Origin of the sequence: Brevundimonas sp. (assembly GCF_965278935.1) — a bacterium.
Taxonomy (GTDB): Bacteria; Pseudomonadota; Alphaproteobacteria; order Caulobacterales; family Caulobacteraceae; genus Brevundimonas.
The window spans coordinates 270,194-285,083 of record NZ_OZ257124.1; the positions used below are offsets into that span (position 1 = coordinate 270,194).

Genomic DNA, 14,890 nt, shown 5'->3' on the forward strand with positions numbered 1-14,890 from the left:
AAGTCTGTTCAGCGGGTTTCATCTGGAGGGTGATATGAGGGCTTGGATGACCATAGGCGTCGCCGTCGCGACGATCTTGACTGTGACGGCGTGCGGAAACGGGGATTCGGCGGTCGAGACGCGGGATCGAACAGCCGAAGCCGGCGCCGTCGGCGTGACCTCTGCGGCGGCCGCCACAACGCCGGCCACTGAGGCTCCGGCCGAAAAGACAGTCCTCACCGCCAACCGGCGCGAGACGGTCGATGAGAAGATCAAGCGTCTCTACGAGACAAACGGCTCCGATTTCGACGCGCGTTCGGCCGAGGACTTCCTCGACAAGATCACCGCCTTCACCTCGCGGCCGCCTTCCGGAACAGAGACGGCGACGCGGCCGAACGGCGACACCCTGCTCTATCAGGCCTCGACCAACACCTTCGCTGTCGTGGCTCGCGACGGCACGGCGCGGACCATGTTCAAGCCCGACGACGGCCCGACCTACTGGGCCGAACAGAAGGCCGCCGCCCCGACGTTCGGCCAGAGGCGATCCCAGAACTGAGGGCGGAAGCGCCAAAGGCGGCGGCTCTTGCGTTCAAGCAGCGAGCCCGCCGCGTGTCGAGCGGTAGCGCCCGACAAGGAAACGGAAGCAGCCCTCAGACTTCTTCCGGCTTGCCGGTCATCTCGCGGATCATGTCGAGGGCCAGTTTCTGCTGGCGACCGGACAATTGCGGAGCCAGTCGCGAAATCTCGATCGAGTAGCGGGTCGAGGGGAAGTCGTGATCGAAAGCGGCCACGCCGGCGTCACTATCGGCTACCCCAGGTTGAACATTCAACCCCTGGAAGAAGTATCCGACATCCACCTTGAAGAAGCGGGCGATATCCCAGAGCTTGGACGCCGAGATGCGATTGGCGCCTTTCTCGTATTTCTGGATTTGCTGGAAGGTTAGCCCCAGCGCCCGACCCAGGTCGCTTTGATTATAGCCTAGGCTGATGCGCTTCTCGCACACCCGTCTGCCCACATGGCGGTCCACCGGGTGTGGACCATCCTCGCCGACGCCTCTTACCATCTCTCGTATTTAGTCCTGGATTTGAAACCGGCGACCTCATGCGCTCGTCCGGCAACGCTGTCATCTGAATTCTAGGAAATGGAAATTACGCCACCGGATTTGCTTTGGCTTCAGCACTTTGACGATTTGACGGCGAGTCCTGGCTGATCCGTTGCGGGTCGAGTTCAGGGCCGTCGAGTTTTCACGAACGAGGCCGCCGCCGCAGGAGCCAGTCCGGCCAGCACCATCAGCCAGAAGAACAGGTCGCCGACCCGACCATAGGGGGTGATTCCGACCGGTTGCGGCAGCAGGGCGTCGATGACTCCGCTTTCGCCAGGATCCAGGCGCCGGCCGTCGATGACCCGGCCCCAGGGATCGATCATGGCCGAGATTCCCGTCGGCGTCGCCCTCACGACGGGCAGGCCGGTCTCGATCGCGCGATAGCTGGCCAGATTCAGATGCTGAACCGGTCCGGAGGTCGCGCCGAACCAGGCATCGTTGGAGACATTGACGATCCACTCCGGCCGCCCGCCCGCGCCCGGCGTGAATCCGGGGTACAGGCTCTCGTAGCAGATCAGCGGCTGAACCCTCGGCGCGTTGGGCAGGTCGATCGGCGACGGGCGGGGACCGGGGCTGAAATCAGCGGGCATATGCACCAGACTGCGCACGCCGATCGCCCCCATCAGACCGCCCAACGGCAGGAACTCGCCGAAGGGGACCAGCCGGTATTTGTCGTAGACGGCGGTGACCGTGAGCCCCAGCGCACCCTCGTCGGCCATGGCGAACAGACTGTTGTAATATCGCGCTTTTCCGTCAGGGCCGGCCTCGCCGCGCGCCAGGCCCATCAGCAGGGTCTGCCCCGGCTGCACCGCCCGGGCTATGGCCGGGCCGTCCGGAGACTCCGGTGCGAAGACGTCATTGAAACTGGCCGGCAGAGCGCCCTCGGGCCAGACGATCACGTCCGGCTGGGCCGCGCCGGGCCGCGCCGTCAGGTTCACATAGCGATCTACGATGGAGCGATAGGTTTCTGGCGACCACTTCGATTCCTGCTGCACGTCGGCCTGAACGATGCGGATCAGGGTGTCCGTGTCCCGCACCTGGGCGCCGTTCAACCGCACGGTTCCACCGATGACCAAAGCCGCCAGCACGACCACGCCCGTCAACGCGACGCCGACGCGGGCCTTGCGCGTCCCTGTCCCGGCCAGGGACGCGAAGGCGCAGACCGCCGCCACGGTGACGAAGCCGAGCCCATAGACACCGACAACCGCGGCGAACTGCGATCCGGCCGAGCCCGCACCCCAGCTGGCGCCCGCCGGATTCCATGGGAAGCCGGTCAGCACATGGCCGCGAAGCCATTCCAGCAAGGCGAAGCAGGCGGGGAAGAACAGGACGCGCAGCAACCCGTCCGGCGCGAACCGGCGATACAGCGCCGTCGCCGTGCCCCAGAACAGACCGATACCTGCGGGCAAGAGGCTGGCGGCGAAGGGCGCCATCCAGGCCTGGGCCGGATCGACCAGAAAGGCCTCCGCCACCCACCAGCAGCCGACGCCGAAATAGCCGAAGCCCGCCAGCCAGCCCATCCAGAAGGCGCCTCGTGTCGATCCCGATCGTTCGGCAAGCAACATCAGCAGGGGATAGCCCAGCAGCCCGGGCAGGATGCCGAACGGCGGATGGGCCAGGGCCGCAGCGATCCCGGCGACCAGGGCCAGACCGATCCGGGCCAGACGCCCGTCCAGGGCCCGGTTCAGGGCGTCGCTAGATTTCCGGAGAAGCTCAGCCGTCATGCGGGAGCGTGTATGGGTCCGATACGCCCAGGCTGGCAAGCACGGCGCGTTCCTCGCATTCCATCGCCTCGGCCTCGGCGTCGTCCTCGTGGTCCCGACCCAGCAGGTGCAGCACGCCGTGCACAACCAGATGCATCAGATGATTGCGCAGGGTCTTGGACTGCTCCTGAGCCTCTGCCGCACAGATGCCGTAGGCCAGCACGATGTCGCCCAGCGGCTGCGGATCGACGCCCGGCATCCCGGCCGCCGGAAAGGACAGGACGTTGGTCGGCCTGTTCTTGCCCCGGAACCGGTCGTTGAGGTCTCGCACCGTCTCGTCGTCGGTCAGCAGGATGACGACGGCGCCCGCCTGCGTTCCGAGGCTCGCCACGGCCGCGCGCTCGACCACCGCCTCGACGTCGTCGATGGCGTCGGTCCAGTCCTCCGCCTCGACCTCGATCTCGATCATCGCGCCAGGTCTTCGAGGTCGGGAGCCGGCCGCCCCGCCGACGCGTCAGCGTCGTAGGCGCGCACGATCCGCTCGACCATGGCGTGGCGCACAACGTCCTGGGCCTCGAACTCCAGCACCCCGACCCCCTTCACGTCGCGCAGGATGCGCAGGGCATGCGCAAGGCCGCTGTCACGAGGGTTCAACAGGTCGATCTGCGACGGATCGCCCGTGACCACCATGCGAGCCCCCTCCCCCAGCCGGGTCAGGACCATTTTCATCTGCAGCCGCGACGTGTTCTGGGCCTCGTCCACGATGACGAAGGCATGGCTCAGGGTCCGGCCGCGCATGAAGGCGATGGGCGCGGCCTCGATCTCGCCCTTGTCGCGTCGTCGCTGGACGTCCTCGGCGCCGAGGATGTCGTTCAGCGCTTCCCAGATCGGGGCCAGGTAGGGATCGACCTTCTCGTTCAGGTCGCCCGGCAGGAAGCCCAGCTTCTCGCCCGCCTCCACCGCCGGCCGGGTGATAACCAGCCGGTCCACCTGTCCGCGCCTGAGCAAAGACGCCCCGTAGGCCGCGGCCAGGAAGGTCTTGCCCGTCCCCGCCGGTCCGACGCCGAAGCTCAGTTCGTGGTTCGCGAGGGTATCCAGATAGCGCGCCTGCGCGTCCGTTTTGGGCACGATGGCGCCGCGCTTGCCGATGGGCAAGGCCATGGGATCGACGCGGCGACCGCCGCCGGTCACGCCGGTCCGCGCCGAGCCGATCAGGGCGCGCACGTCCGCCTCGTTGACGTCGGCGCCCTTGCCCGAGCGCGTCGCCAGACCCTCGATGACCTGTTTGGCGTTGGCCCGGTCGCGGGATCCGCCGTTGATCGAGACGCCTCCACCGGGCGCCTCGATCAGCACCTTGAAGGCGTCCTCGATCAGGGCGACGTGGCGACTGTTCGGTCCGATGACGGCCATGAGCGCCGTATCATCAAGTTCCAGGAATTCGGATTCACGCGCCAATCAGGCTGCCTTTCAGACTGTTCTGGTTGCCCTGCTCAATCCGGACCGGAACGATCTGGCTGAGCAGATGATCCGCGCCATCGACATGCACGGACTGCAGATATGGGGATCGACCTATGGCCTGCCCAGCGTGGCGGCCCCTCTTCTCGAACAGGACGTCCAAAGTCCGCCCCACCTGTACGGCGTTGAAGGCGACCTGCTGTTCGAACAGCAGATCCTGAAGCGCCTTTAGCCGCGCCTTCATCACCTCCGTCGGAATCTGGCCCGGCATGGTCGAGGCCGGGGTGCCGGGGCGCGGCGAGTACATGAAGGAGAAACAGGCCGCATAGTTCACCTGACGCACCAGATCGAGCGTATCCTCGAACTCGCGATCCGTCTCGCCGGGGAAGCCTACGATCATGTCGCCGGCGAGCGCGAGGTCGGGCCGCGCCTCGCGGATTCGGCCGATCAGGTCGATGTATTTCTGACGCCCGTGCTTGCGGTTCATCAGCCGCAGGATCCGGTCCGACCCCGCCTGCACCGGCAGATGCAGATAGGGCATCAGGGCCTCGACCTCGGCGTGCGCCGCGATCAGGTCGTCGGACATGTCGTTGGGGTGGCTGGTCGTATAGCGGATGCGGTCCAGGCCCGGGATCTCCGCCAGCGCTCGCGCCAGTTTCGCCAAGGTCCAGATCGTGCCGTCGGCGCCCTCGCCGTCATAGGCGTTGACGTTCTGGCCCAGCAGCGTGACCTCGCGCACGCCCTGATCCGCCAGACCACGCGCCTCGGCCAGGACGTCGACGACCGGCCGCGACCATTCGGCGCCGCGCGTATAGGGCACGACGCAGAAGCTGCAGAACTTGTCGCAGCCCTCCTGCACCGTCAGGAAGGCGGTGAAGCCCTTCACGCCGCGCGCCACAGGCATGGCGTCGAACTTTTCGTTCGGCGCGAAGTCGGCGCCGATTCGTTCGCCGCGCGACCGGGCGGTGCGGGTCAGGAGCTCCGGCAGCTGGTGATAGGCTTGGGGTCCGACGACGATGTCGACCGCGGGGGCCCGCAGCATGATCTCCTCGCCCTCGGCCTGGGCAACGCAGCCGGCGACGGCGATGGTCATCCGGCGCTCGCCTCGCGCCATCTTCTGCTCGCGCAGCTGATGCATCTTGCCGAGTTCGGAATAGATCTTCTCGGCCGCCTTCTCGCGGATATGGCAGGTGTTCAGGATGACGAAGTCGGCGGCCTCGACCTGGTCGGTCGTGGCGTATCCCAGCGGACGCAGGACATCGGCCATGCGCTCGCTGTCGTAGACGTTCATCTGGCAGCCGTAGGTCTTGATGAACAGCCGCCTGGGAGGCGCGCTCCCCTCGGCCGTCACGACCTCTGGCGCGATCAGGGTATCGGACATTCGGGCCTTCTAGTCTGCCCGGCCCACAGGCGCCACGCCGTCGTGACTCAGTGGTCGTGCCGGTGGGCGTTGCGCGTGAAGATCAGGCCCTCGCGCTTGGACGGCTCGGCGCCGTCGATGGCCTTGCCGTAGAGTTCCAGCTTGTGACCGACCAATTCGAAGCCGAGGCGTTCGGCGATCTCGGTCTTCAGTCGTTCGATCTCGGCGTCGAAGAACTCGATGACCTCGCCGGTCTTCGTGTCGATCAGGTGGTCGTGATGGTCGTCGCCGGCCTCTTCATAGCGGCTGCGGCCGTCACCAAAGTCGTGCTTCTCGACCACACCCGCCTCTTCGAACAGGCGCACGGTGCGATAGACGGTGGCGATCGAGATGTGCGGGTCGATGGCGGAGGCGCGGCGGTACAGCTCCTCGACGTCGGGGTGATCCTCCGCGCTGCCCAGAACGCGGGCGATCACCCGGCGCTGTTCGGTCATGCGCATGCCGCGCTCGGCGCAGAGTTTTTCGATCCGGTCCATGGGCGGGGAAGATAGAGGGGCGAACCGTCGCTGGGAAGCCGTCACGCCAAGTTGCGAACCAGAAGCAGGGCGTCCACGGCGGGACCCTCCGTACGCGGATAATAGCGGGGCCGCCGACCCGCCGCCTCGAAGCCGAGCGCGCCGTACAGAGCCCGGGCGGGGACGTTGTCCTCGGCCACCTCCAGGAACATCCGGGTCGCGCCGGACGCGGCGGCGCGGTCCGTCGCGGCGCGGACCAGACGCGCGCCCAGACCCTGTTTCCGGGCGGAAGGACGAACCGCGAGGGTCAGGATTTCCGCTTCGTCGGCGACGGTGCGGATCAGGATGAAGCCGTCGCTCCCGCCCTCCAGCGCCACCCCGGCTTGATCCAGCAGGTCGGCGAAGGCGGACGCCGACCACGGCGTGTCGAAGGCCTTGGCATGCAGGTCCGCAAGCCCCCGCGCCAGGTCGCCAGGATCGGACGCCGGGCTCATGCGACGGGTACGGGCCGGGCCTGACCCGGCAGGCGCGTCGGCGGGGTCGCATCCGGCGCCCGGAGATAGAGCGGCCGGGGCGGATGGGTCGCAGGGTCGAGCGCAACAGTCAGCGCTGCGAGCGCCGCAGGATCGGGCGCGGTCAGGGTGGACAGCTCGCCTCCGACGAGGGTCGCGCCGGAGCCAGTGATGCGCCATGTTTGGTCGGCCAGACGCGCCGAGGCGTCCTCGATCGACAGGGCCTCGGGGTCGAACGTCGGAGCGCCGTCCTCGAACAACTGCTGGTAGACCTGTCCCCGGCGTGCATCGATCACGGCCGCCGTCGCCCCCTGACCGCCATCGGCGGAGCGGGCCAGGGCCGCGAGCGTCGAGACCCCGACCACCGGCACGCCCAGAGCCGCGCCCAGCCCCTGGGCGAAGGCCAGTCCAACCCGCAGGCCGGTGAAGGACCCCGGACCGACGGTCACACCGATCCGGTCCAGCGCCTCGAACCCGCCGCCGGCCTCGGCGACCGCGTCGCGGACGAAGCCGCCCAGTCGTTCGGAATGACCGCGCGCCATGACTTCCGACCGGACGCCCAGCGCCCGGCCGTCCTCGAACACCGCGGCCGTGCAGGCGTCCAGCGCCGTGTCGATGACCAGAACCCTCATCGGGCCGCCCCGATCAGGACGCGGGCGCCAAGGCCTCGGTAATGCGAGCCAGCGCCTGACGCAGACCTCGGTCCCGGATCAGCGGGAAGGCGGCGGCCACGGCCCGACCCTCCGCCGTGGCGGTCATGAAGCGCAGGTTGGCCAGGTCGTCGATATCGGGTGGCGCAGCTGACGGTCGGTCCGGGAACAGGGAGCCCGGCGCGATGCCGAGGGCGGTCGCGATGTCGTTCAGACGCGACGCGGAAATCCGGTTGGCGCCCGCCTCGTATTTCTGCACCTGCTGGGGACTGACGCCGAGCCGCTGCGACAGCGCGGTCTGGGACAGGCCCATGGCCGAGCGACGCTCGCCGATGCGGCGTCCCACCAGGGCATCGATGGCGTCCGGCGAACGAGACATGAGGGCTCCGGTTTTTCTGACATCCGGATCGTTTCATGTCGCAGCCTGAAATGCAATCTTTTCGTTTCATTCTTCCAGCCTCGCGCGAACGGCCGCGACGCGGGCGACGGCAGCCCGATCGAGGCTGGTCTCGACCTCCAGCCCGGCCGGCCCACCCTTCACGTACAGGCGGTCGCCGTCGGCGCGCTGGTACAGACGGACGAGCCGCGCGCCGTCCGCCAGATCGATGACACAGCCCTGATCCCGGCGCGGCCAGCGGCCCGGATCGAACTCCAGAACCACCCCCGAAGCGGCCCAGGGGGCGAGGTCGTCGTTGGACAACTGCATCCGTTCAATCCGCCCTGCTTGCGGGACAGCGGGCGGGGCGAAGGCCCGGCGGGGACTTTCGACGCCGGTCGCGGACGCGGAGCCCAACGAGGCTTCTCGCGCCAGAAGCAGCGCCAAATCCTCCGGCGTCGCATCCAGAGCCCCGGTCAGGCGGCGCTGGACGTCGGGGCGGAAGAGGCCGGGGCGTTTGCCGCTTTCGTAGAGACCCCAGCCCTGGCTGGTCATGCCAATGCGGGCTCCCGCCTCGGCCTGGCTCAGGCCGGCGTGACGGCGCAGGCTAGCCAGTCCCTCGCCGAGGGCGGCGGCGTCCGGGTCGGATGCGAAACGGGCCATGCCGGATTGTGCCCCAGTGGAAGGTGTCAGGCGAGACGAAAAGGTTTCACCCGGCGCTCAAGCAGAGCCGCCTCGCGGCGAGCGGTAGCGCCCTTAAATGACCTGTTCGACGCTCGTCACTTCGGGAACGTAGTGTTTCATCATCTGCTCGACCCCGGCCTTCAGGGTCATGGCCGAGGACGGGCAGCCGGCGCAGGCGCCGCGCATGCGCAACGAGAGCACCCCGGTCTCCTCGTCGAAGGCGTCGAACAGGATGTCGCCGCCGTCCTGGGCCACGGCCGGGCGGATGCGGCTGTCGAGCAGGGCCTTGATCTCGGCCACGACCTCGGTGTCCTCGGCGCCGTCATCGGCGCCCTCCTCGCCCGCGCGCAGCAGAGGCGCGCCGGAGACGAAATGGTCCATGATGACCGACAGGATCTCGGGCTTCATCTCCGACCAGTCGCGGCCGTGCTCGGCCTTGGTGACGGAAACATAGTCGGCGCCGAAGAAGACGCCGGACACGTCCTCAAGCGTGAACAGGGCCTCGGCCAGGGGCGAGGCCGTCGCCTGGTCGATCGACAGGAACTCGCGCGAACCGGCCGGCGCCACGTCACGGCCGGGCAGGAACTTCAGCGCGTTCGGATTCGGGGTCGGTTCGGTCTGGATGAACATGGGCGGGAAATGCGCTCGGGTGGGGCGGTTCGCAAGGGCTGTGGTCGCCTTGGGGGAGGGCCGCGCGACTCCAAAAATAGACTCTACAGAGTCTACATCGGGGAGCGGCGCGGGCTGGCGATGTCAAAGATCGCCGTCAGTGTCTCACGGTTTTCGGCGGCACCTGAGATAAAGCTGTCTTTCAGGCTCGGACGTTGTTTTCAAAGGTGGAATCCGGGCGTGTGATGATGGGTATGGCGCCGATTTCCATGCCTCCTGCAGGAGAAGGTGGCAGCCGAAAGCCAACACACAAGGGGTCACGCCCGCGGTAGACGAGGGCTGGCAGGGCTGACCGTCGACGTCAGCGTGACCCCTCATCCGACCTCCGCTGCGCTCCGGCCACCTTCTCCCGCAAGGGGAGAAGGTAAAACTACGCCAGATCCTCGATCTCGGCGTCGGTCAGTTCGCCGGGGACGATGGTCACCGGCAGTTTGCGCCCGCCGAAGGCAGCGCCCTGTTTCAACACGGCGGAGACCAGCGGACCCGGACCCCGGCTTCCCGTCCCGGCGGCCAGAACGAGGATCTTGATCTCCGGATCGTCGCCGCAGACCTTGCGGATGGCGGCCTGGGGCTCGCCCTCCTCGATCAGGAAGACGGGTTGGGCGCCCGAACGTTCCTGCGCCTCCTCGCCCAGACGATTCAGCAGAAGCTCGGCCTCGGCCCGCTGCTGGCGCTGGATTTCCTCGCGCACCCCCGCCCAGTGCTCGTCCGACCCGCCGGGGATGATCCGCAGCAGGGCGACGCGCCCGCCGGTCGACCGCGCCCGGCGCGAGGCGTAGCGCAGGGCCGCCTCGAACTCGGGGCTGTCATCGACGACGACGAGGAACTTTCTGGGCATCAGAGCGCGCCCGCGACCTGACGGATCTGGCCGTTGGCGATGGTCAGTTTGGCGAAGGTCCAGCCCGTGCCCGACGCCTCGATCTCGTCCACGGCGGCGCGGACGCCTTCGACGACGGTCTGACGCGGTCCGATCCAGGCGTCGACGGCGGCCTCGGCCGTCGCCTCCGTATCGCCCACGGCCGGGTCGGAGGCCGCAGCCACCGCACGGGTCAGGGCGACCTGTTCGGCCATCAGGTCCTCGATCAGACGGCGCACGGCCAGACGGTCGAAGTGATCGCCCGACGGCACGGCGCCGGCTGCGGCCCGCAGGCGGTCGAAGTCGAAGGCGGCCCCGACCTGGTGGTAGAGGCGCGCCATCCGGGGCTCGGACCAGCCGGCCTCTCTGGAGAGATCCCCGATGTCGGCGGTGGCGACCAGAGGACGCAGCATGGCGATGGTCTGGGCCAGCGCCTCACCCACCCCCATGTCACCGAACCGCTTGAGGCGATCCGCCAGACGGCCCTGTTCGAAGCGGGACAGGACGTCGCCGCCCGCAGCCCGCAGGGCATCGGCGGCCGGACGATAGGCCTCAATCAGACCCTGGACTGTCGCGCCCGCCTTGCCCGCGCGACGGGCCAGCCAGAAGGTCTGACGCCGCAGGACGGTGGAGATTTCGGTGTAGAGAGCCGTCTGGGTCTCGGCCGGGACCTTGAGGTCCAGGGCGTTGACCGCATCCCAGGCCTCGTCGAGGCGGAAGACGCGGCGCGCGGCCTCGAAGGCGATGACCAGGGCGGTCGTGTCGCAGCCCGCCGCCGCCCGCAGACGGTCGGGGAAGGTCGGACCCGTCATGTTGACGATTTCGTTGCACAGGACCGTCGCCACGATCTCGCGCCGCAGCCGGTGACCCTGCATCTGCTTCTCGAACCGGGCCAGGGGTCCGGGGAAGTAGCGGACCAGGGTCTCCTCGAAGAACGGGTCCTCCGGGGCTTTGGACGCTACGATCTCGTCGGCCAGTTCCAGCTTGGAATAAGCCATCAGCACGGCCAGTTCCGGCCGGGTCAGGGCCAGACCGGCCGTCTTCATCTCGCCGATGCGGACGTCGCCGGGCAGGCCCTCGACCTTGCGGTCGAGCTTGCCGCGCGCGGTCAGCGACTGCATGAACCGCTGCTGGGTATCGAGGGCGCCCGTGCCCTCCGCCTGCTGCAGCGTCAGGGCCAGGGTCTGGTCGTAGTTGTGGGCCAGAACCTTGAGGCCGACCTCCTCGGTCATCGAAGCCAGAAGCGGCACCCGCTCGGCCAGAGGCAGTGACCCTTGCGCCACCGCCGCGCCGATCAGAATCTTGATGTTGACCTCATGGTCGGAGGTGTCGACGCCGGCGGAGTTGTCGATGGCGTCGGTGTTGATCCGTCCACCACCGGCCGCGAAGGCGATCCGGCCCGCCTGGGTGAGGCCGAGATTGGCCCCCTCCCCCACGACCTTGACCCGCAGCTCGTCGGCGTTGATGCGCAGCGCATCCGTGCCCTTGTCGCCGACCTGGGCGTCTGTCTCGAGCGTCGACTTCACATAGGTGCCGATGCCGCCGAGATAGAGAAGCTCGGCCGGCGCCTTGAGGATGGCGCGGATCAGGCTGACCGGGTCGAGGGCCGTCTCGGTGATGTCGAGGGCGGCGCGGATTTCAGGCGTCAGCTCGATCGACTTGGCGCCGCGCGAGAAGACGCCGCCGCCGGTCGAGATCCTGGACTTGTCGTAGTCCTGCCAGGACGAACGCGGCAGGGCGAACATGCGGTTCCGCTCTTCCCAGGACGAGGCCGGATCCGGGGTCGGATCGATGAAGATGTCGCGGTGATCGAAGGCGGCGACCAGTTTCGAGGCCTTCGACAGCAGAAGGCCGTTGCCGAACACGTCGCCCGACATGTCGCCGACGCCGACGACGGTGAAGGGCTCGGTCTGGATGTCCTTGCCGATCTCGCGGAAGTGGCGCTTGACCGCCTCCCAGGCGCCGCGGGCCGTGATGCCCATGGCCTTGTGGTCGTAGCCGACCGACCCGCCCGAGGCGAAGGCGTCGTCGAGCCAGAAGCCGTAGTCGGCCGAAACGCCGTTGGCGATGTCGGAGAAGGTCGCGGTGCCCTTGTCGGCGGCCACGACCAGATAGGGATCGTCGCCCTCGAACGGCACGACATTGGCCGGACGGATCACATGGCCATCGGCGGCGATATTGTCGGTGATGTCGAGAAGGCCTGACAGGAAGGTCTTGTAGGCGCGGATGGCCTCGGCCTGCTGGGCGTCGCGATCGCCGCCGGCGCGGACGATGGCCGACAGATGTTTCGGGAAGAACCCGCCCTTGGAGCCGACGGGCACGATGACCGCGTTCTTGACCTGTTGCGCCTTCACCAGACCCAGGACCTCGGTGCGGAAGTCGTCGCGACGGTCGGACCAGCGCAGGCCACCGCGCGCCACCGGGCCGAAACGCAGGTGGACGCCCTCGATGTGCGGGGCCCAGACGAAGATCTCGCGATAGGGCTTGGGCAGGGGCAAGTCGTCGAGCTCACGCGAGGCGATCTTGATCGAGATGTGGGGCTTGAAGCCGCCGTCGGCCGCTGTCTGGTAGTAGTTGGTGCGTTTAATCGCGCCGATCAGGGCGGCCATGCGGCGCAGGGCCCGGTCATGGTCGAGCGACTTCACGTCCATCAGGAGGGCGTTGATCTTGTCGTTGAGCTCGGCGACCTGGGTCGCGCGGTCGTCGGCCGAGCCGCCGTGCGCGGGATCGAACTTGCAGGCGAAGAACGACAGCAGGGCGCGGGCGATGGCGGGATAGTCGCGCAGCGCCTCTTCCTGCACGGCCTGGGACGGATCGAGACCCGTCTGCTGGCGATAGCGGGCCAGGGTGCGGATCAGGGCCGCCTCGCGCCAGCCGACGCCGAGCTCCAGCACCAGACGGTTGAAGCCGTCGCTCTCCGTCTGGCCGGACCAGACGGCCGAGAAGCCCGCCTCGAACGGGCCCTTGATGTCGCCGAACTCGAGCGCCGCGCCGCGCGGGTCCTCCAGCAGGAACTCGTGAACGTGGATTTCCTGTGCCGAGCCGGTCTGTCCGGCCGGACGGATGGCGTGGCCGAACTCTTCCAGTGTCTTCAGGCCCATGTCCGCCAAGATCGGCAGGACGTCGGACAGCGGAACCGCTGCGCCCCGGCGATAGAGTTTGAAGCGGAACTGGAGCGGGCTGTCGTCCGCGTTGCGGAAGGCCCGGACCGCAACGGGTTCGCCGACCGTGGTGTCGCCCGTCTCGTTCAGGCGATCGATCTCCTGCAGGTCCTTGACCGCCTCGGCGGCGTCGTAACGATCGCGGTAGCCCGGCCCGAAGGCCTCGGCCCAGCGGGCGCTCATGGCCCCGATCTGGCTGTCGTCGACCTCGGCGGCGCGCAGGGCGCCTTCGAAGCGATCGACCCAGCTGCGGCCGGTCTCGATGATCTCGGCGTCGAGGGCGGCGGCGTCCGGGGTCGGGTGATCGCCCGGGGTCACGCCGATGATGTAGTGGATCCGCACCAGGGGCGCGTCCGACAGCTGCGGATACCAGGCCGAGAGACGTCCGCCCCAGGCCCGGGCGAGGATGCGTCCGATCCGCTCGCGAACGCCGGCGTCAAAGCGCTCGCGCGGCACGAAGGCGAGGACCGAAACGAACCGGTCGAACGGGTCCTTGCGGGTGAAGGTCTTGATCCGGGGCCGGTCGAACAGGTGCAGGATGCCCAGAGCCGTCGTCAGCAGCTCGTCCTCGGAGATCTGGAAAAGCTCGTCCCGGGGATAGTTCTCGAGGATGTTCTTCAACCGCTTCTCGTTGTGCGAGCCCGGCGCCTTGCCGGCCCGGGCCAGGACGTTGGCGACCTTTCGCCGGATCAACGGCACCTGCGACGGCGGCCGGTCGTAGGCCTCGGCGGTGAACAGGCCGACGAACCGGGTCTCGCCCGACGGACGGCCGTCGTCGCCGTACCGTTTGACCCCGACGTAATCCATGTAGGCGCGACGGTGGACGCGGCTGCGCAGGTTGGCCTTGGCCACGGTGACCGGATCCGACAGATCGATCTGGCGCTTCATCTGGGCGGTCAGGACGGCGGGTTCGGAGGTGCGGCGCAGAACGGTCCGTTCCGGATCCCTCAGCACGCCGACGCCGGCGCCCGACTGGTCCAGCGGGGCCTCGGCCGCATAGCCGCCGTCGGAGGTGCGTGGGTAGTCGTAGTCGCGAGCGCCCAGGAAGACGAAGGCGTCGTCGTTGAGCGAGCGCAGGAACTCCAGGTTCTCGGCCACGATCGCCGGGTCGATGCCCCCCGGGCAGGCTTCCAGATGGGCGATCGAGCGCGCCATCAGCTCGTTCATGGCCGGGTAGTCGGCGACAGCCGTGTGCACGTCGGCCAGGGTCTGTTCGACGCCGGCCTTGAGCGCCTCGCGACGCTCGGGCGGCAGGGGATCGATGACCAGGACGATCAGGGACTCGCGCGCGCCGCCATCCGCCTTGCGCGATCCGTCAGCCTGGCGGGCCAGCTTCAGGACCGGGTGGAACAGGGCCCGGACCGAAACGCCGGTGTCGGCCAGCTCGCCCATGACGCTGTCGACCAGGAACGGCCGGTCGTCCTGGACGATGCGCAGGACGTCATAGGGGGTGGTGCGACCGCCACCGACCGTCAGGGGCTCGACCGCCACGCGGGTCTCGCCTGGAGTGCGTCGCTCCGCCCAGCGCCAGGCGTCGGCCAGCACGGCGCCCACATCCTCCGGCGCCAGTTCCGGGGTCTCGTCCTCGGCATAGTCCTCGAAGGCCTGGGCGACGAAGGACCGTTCCAGCTCGCCCGTTCCCCCGCCGCCTCCCACGGCCTCCGCGAAGGCCCGTTGCAGCGCCTCCGGGCTGGAGGGCTGGGAGGAGGTGCGAAGGTCGCCGGACATGGGCAGGGTCTCGAAAGGCGCGGCAGGGCCGCCAGGGTCTGGACCGGACGCAATCGTCTGACTGTTGTCGTGGGATCCCCACGGAGACGCGTCCCGTCCCTGATCCGTTGGATAGGCCGGTCCGCGCGGCTCGTGAAGG

At 68.3% G+C, this 14,890-nt stretch carries 14 protein-coding genes; 1 reads left to right on the plus strand and 13 read right to left on the minus strand.

Annotated elements, in window-relative coordinates:
* The first annotated feature begins 46 nt into the window (after positions 1-46).
* Positions 47-535 (plus strand): S-type pyocin family protein, encoded by a 489-nt coding sequence (locus ACQY68_RS01325; RefSeq protein WP_428151217.1) that lies wholly within the window; start codon positions 47-49, stop codon positions 533-535.
* A 94-nt stretch (positions 536-629) separates the two neighbouring features.
* On the opposite strand, the gene ACQY68_RS01330 is transcribed toward ACQY68_RS01325, so the two are convergent.
* The 13 genes from ACQY68_RS01330 to ACQY68_RS01390 all read right to left on the minus strand — a co-directional run bounded on the left by ACQY68_RS01330 (position 630) and on the right by ACQY68_RS01390 (position 14,751).
* Positions 630-1,043 (minus strand): helix-turn-helix domain-containing protein, encoded by a 414-nt coding sequence (locus tag ACQY68_RS01330; RefSeq protein ID WP_428151218.1) that lies wholly within the window; start codon positions 1,041-1,043, stop codon positions 630-632.
* A gap of 164 nt (positions 1,044-1,207) precedes the next feature.
* Positions 1,208-2,806: an apolipoprotein N-acyltransferase gene (gene lnt, locus ACQY68_RS01335; RefSeq protein WP_428151219.1), complete on the minus strand. Its 1,599-nt coding sequence runs from the start codon at positions 2,804-2,806 to the stop codon at positions 1,208-1,210.
* Entirely contained in the window at positions 2,796-3,254 is a 459-nt protein-coding gene (ybeY, locus tag ACQY68_RS01340) for an rRNA maturation RNase YbeY (RefSeq protein WP_428151220.1), read from the minus strand. The genes lnt and ybeY overlap by 11 nt, the downstream gene beginning before the upstream one ends.
* Positions 3,251-4,240: a PhoH family protein gene (locus ACQY68_RS01345; RefSeq protein ID WP_428151221.1), complete on the minus strand. Its 990-nt coding sequence runs from the start codon at positions 4,238-4,240 to the stop codon at positions 3,251-3,253. Before ACQY68_RS01345 ends, ybeY begins: the two co-directional genes overlap by 4 nt.
* Positions 4,230-5,621, minus strand: a complete 1,392-nt coding sequence (miaB, locus tag ACQY68_RS01350) for a tRNA (N6-isopentenyl adenosine(37)-C2)-methylthiotransferase MiaB (protein ID WP_428151222.1) — start codon at positions 5,619-5,621, stop codon at positions 4,230-4,232. Before miaB ends, ACQY68_RS01345 begins: the two co-directional genes overlap by 11 nt.
* Positions 5,622-5,668: 47 nt before the next feature.
* Positions 5,669-6,136, minus strand: a complete 468-nt coding sequence (locus ACQY68_RS01355) for a Fur family transcriptional regulator (protein WP_428151223.1) — start codon at positions 6,134-6,136, stop codon at positions 5,669-5,671.
* A 41-nt stretch (positions 6,137-6,177) separates the two neighbouring features.
* Positions 6,178-6,609 carry a ribosomal protein S18-alanine N-acetyltransferase gene (gene rimI, locus ACQY68_RS01360; protein ID WP_428151224.1) on the minus strand — a complete coding sequence of 144 codons (432 nt, stop codon included), beginning with the start codon at positions 6,607-6,609 and terminating at the stop codon, positions 6,178-6,180.
* Complete coding sequence (tsaB, locus tag ACQY68_RS01365; RefSeq protein WP_428151225.1) at positions 6,606-7,259, minus strand: tRNA (adenosine(37)-N6)-threonylcarbamoyltransferase complex dimerization subunit type 1 TsaB; 654 nt, start codon at positions 7,257-7,259, stop codon at positions 6,606-6,608. Before tsaB ends, rimI begins: the two co-directional genes overlap by 4 nt.
* 13 nt (positions 7,260-7,272) lie before the next feature.
* Complete coding sequence (locus ACQY68_RS01370; protein ID WP_428151226.1) at positions 7,273-7,656, minus strand: helix-turn-helix domain-containing protein; 384 nt, start codon at positions 7,654-7,656, stop codon at positions 7,273-7,275.
* Between the two features lie 66 nt (positions 7,657-7,722).
* The gene (locus ACQY68_RS01375; protein WP_428151227.1) at positions 7,723-8,316 is read right to left on the minus strand and encodes a helix-turn-helix domain-containing protein; all 594 of its coding nucleotides are present in this window, start codon (positions 8,314-8,316) and stop codon (positions 7,723-7,725) included.
* A 93-nt stretch (positions 8,317-8,409) separates the two neighbouring features.
* Positions 8,410-8,967 carry a NifU family protein gene (locus ACQY68_RS01380; RefSeq protein ID WP_428151228.1) on the minus strand — a complete coding sequence of 186 codons (558 nt, stop codon included), beginning with the start codon at positions 8,965-8,967 and terminating at the stop codon, positions 8,410-8,412.
* Between the two features lie 409 nt (positions 8,968-9,376).
* Positions 9,377-9,844 carry a universal stress protein gene (locus ACQY68_RS01385; protein WP_428151230.1) on the minus strand — a complete coding sequence of 156 codons (468 nt, stop codon included), beginning with the start codon at positions 9,842-9,844 and terminating at the stop codon, positions 9,377-9,379.
* Positions 9,844-14,751, minus strand: coding sequence for an NAD-glutamate dehydrogenase (locus tag ACQY68_RS01390; protein WP_428151231.1), 4,908 nt, complete (start codon positions 14,749-14,751; stop codon positions 9,844-9,846). Before ACQY68_RS01390 ends, ACQY68_RS01385 begins: the two co-directional genes overlap by 1 nt.
* Positions 14,752-14,890 lie beyond the last annotated feature (139 nt).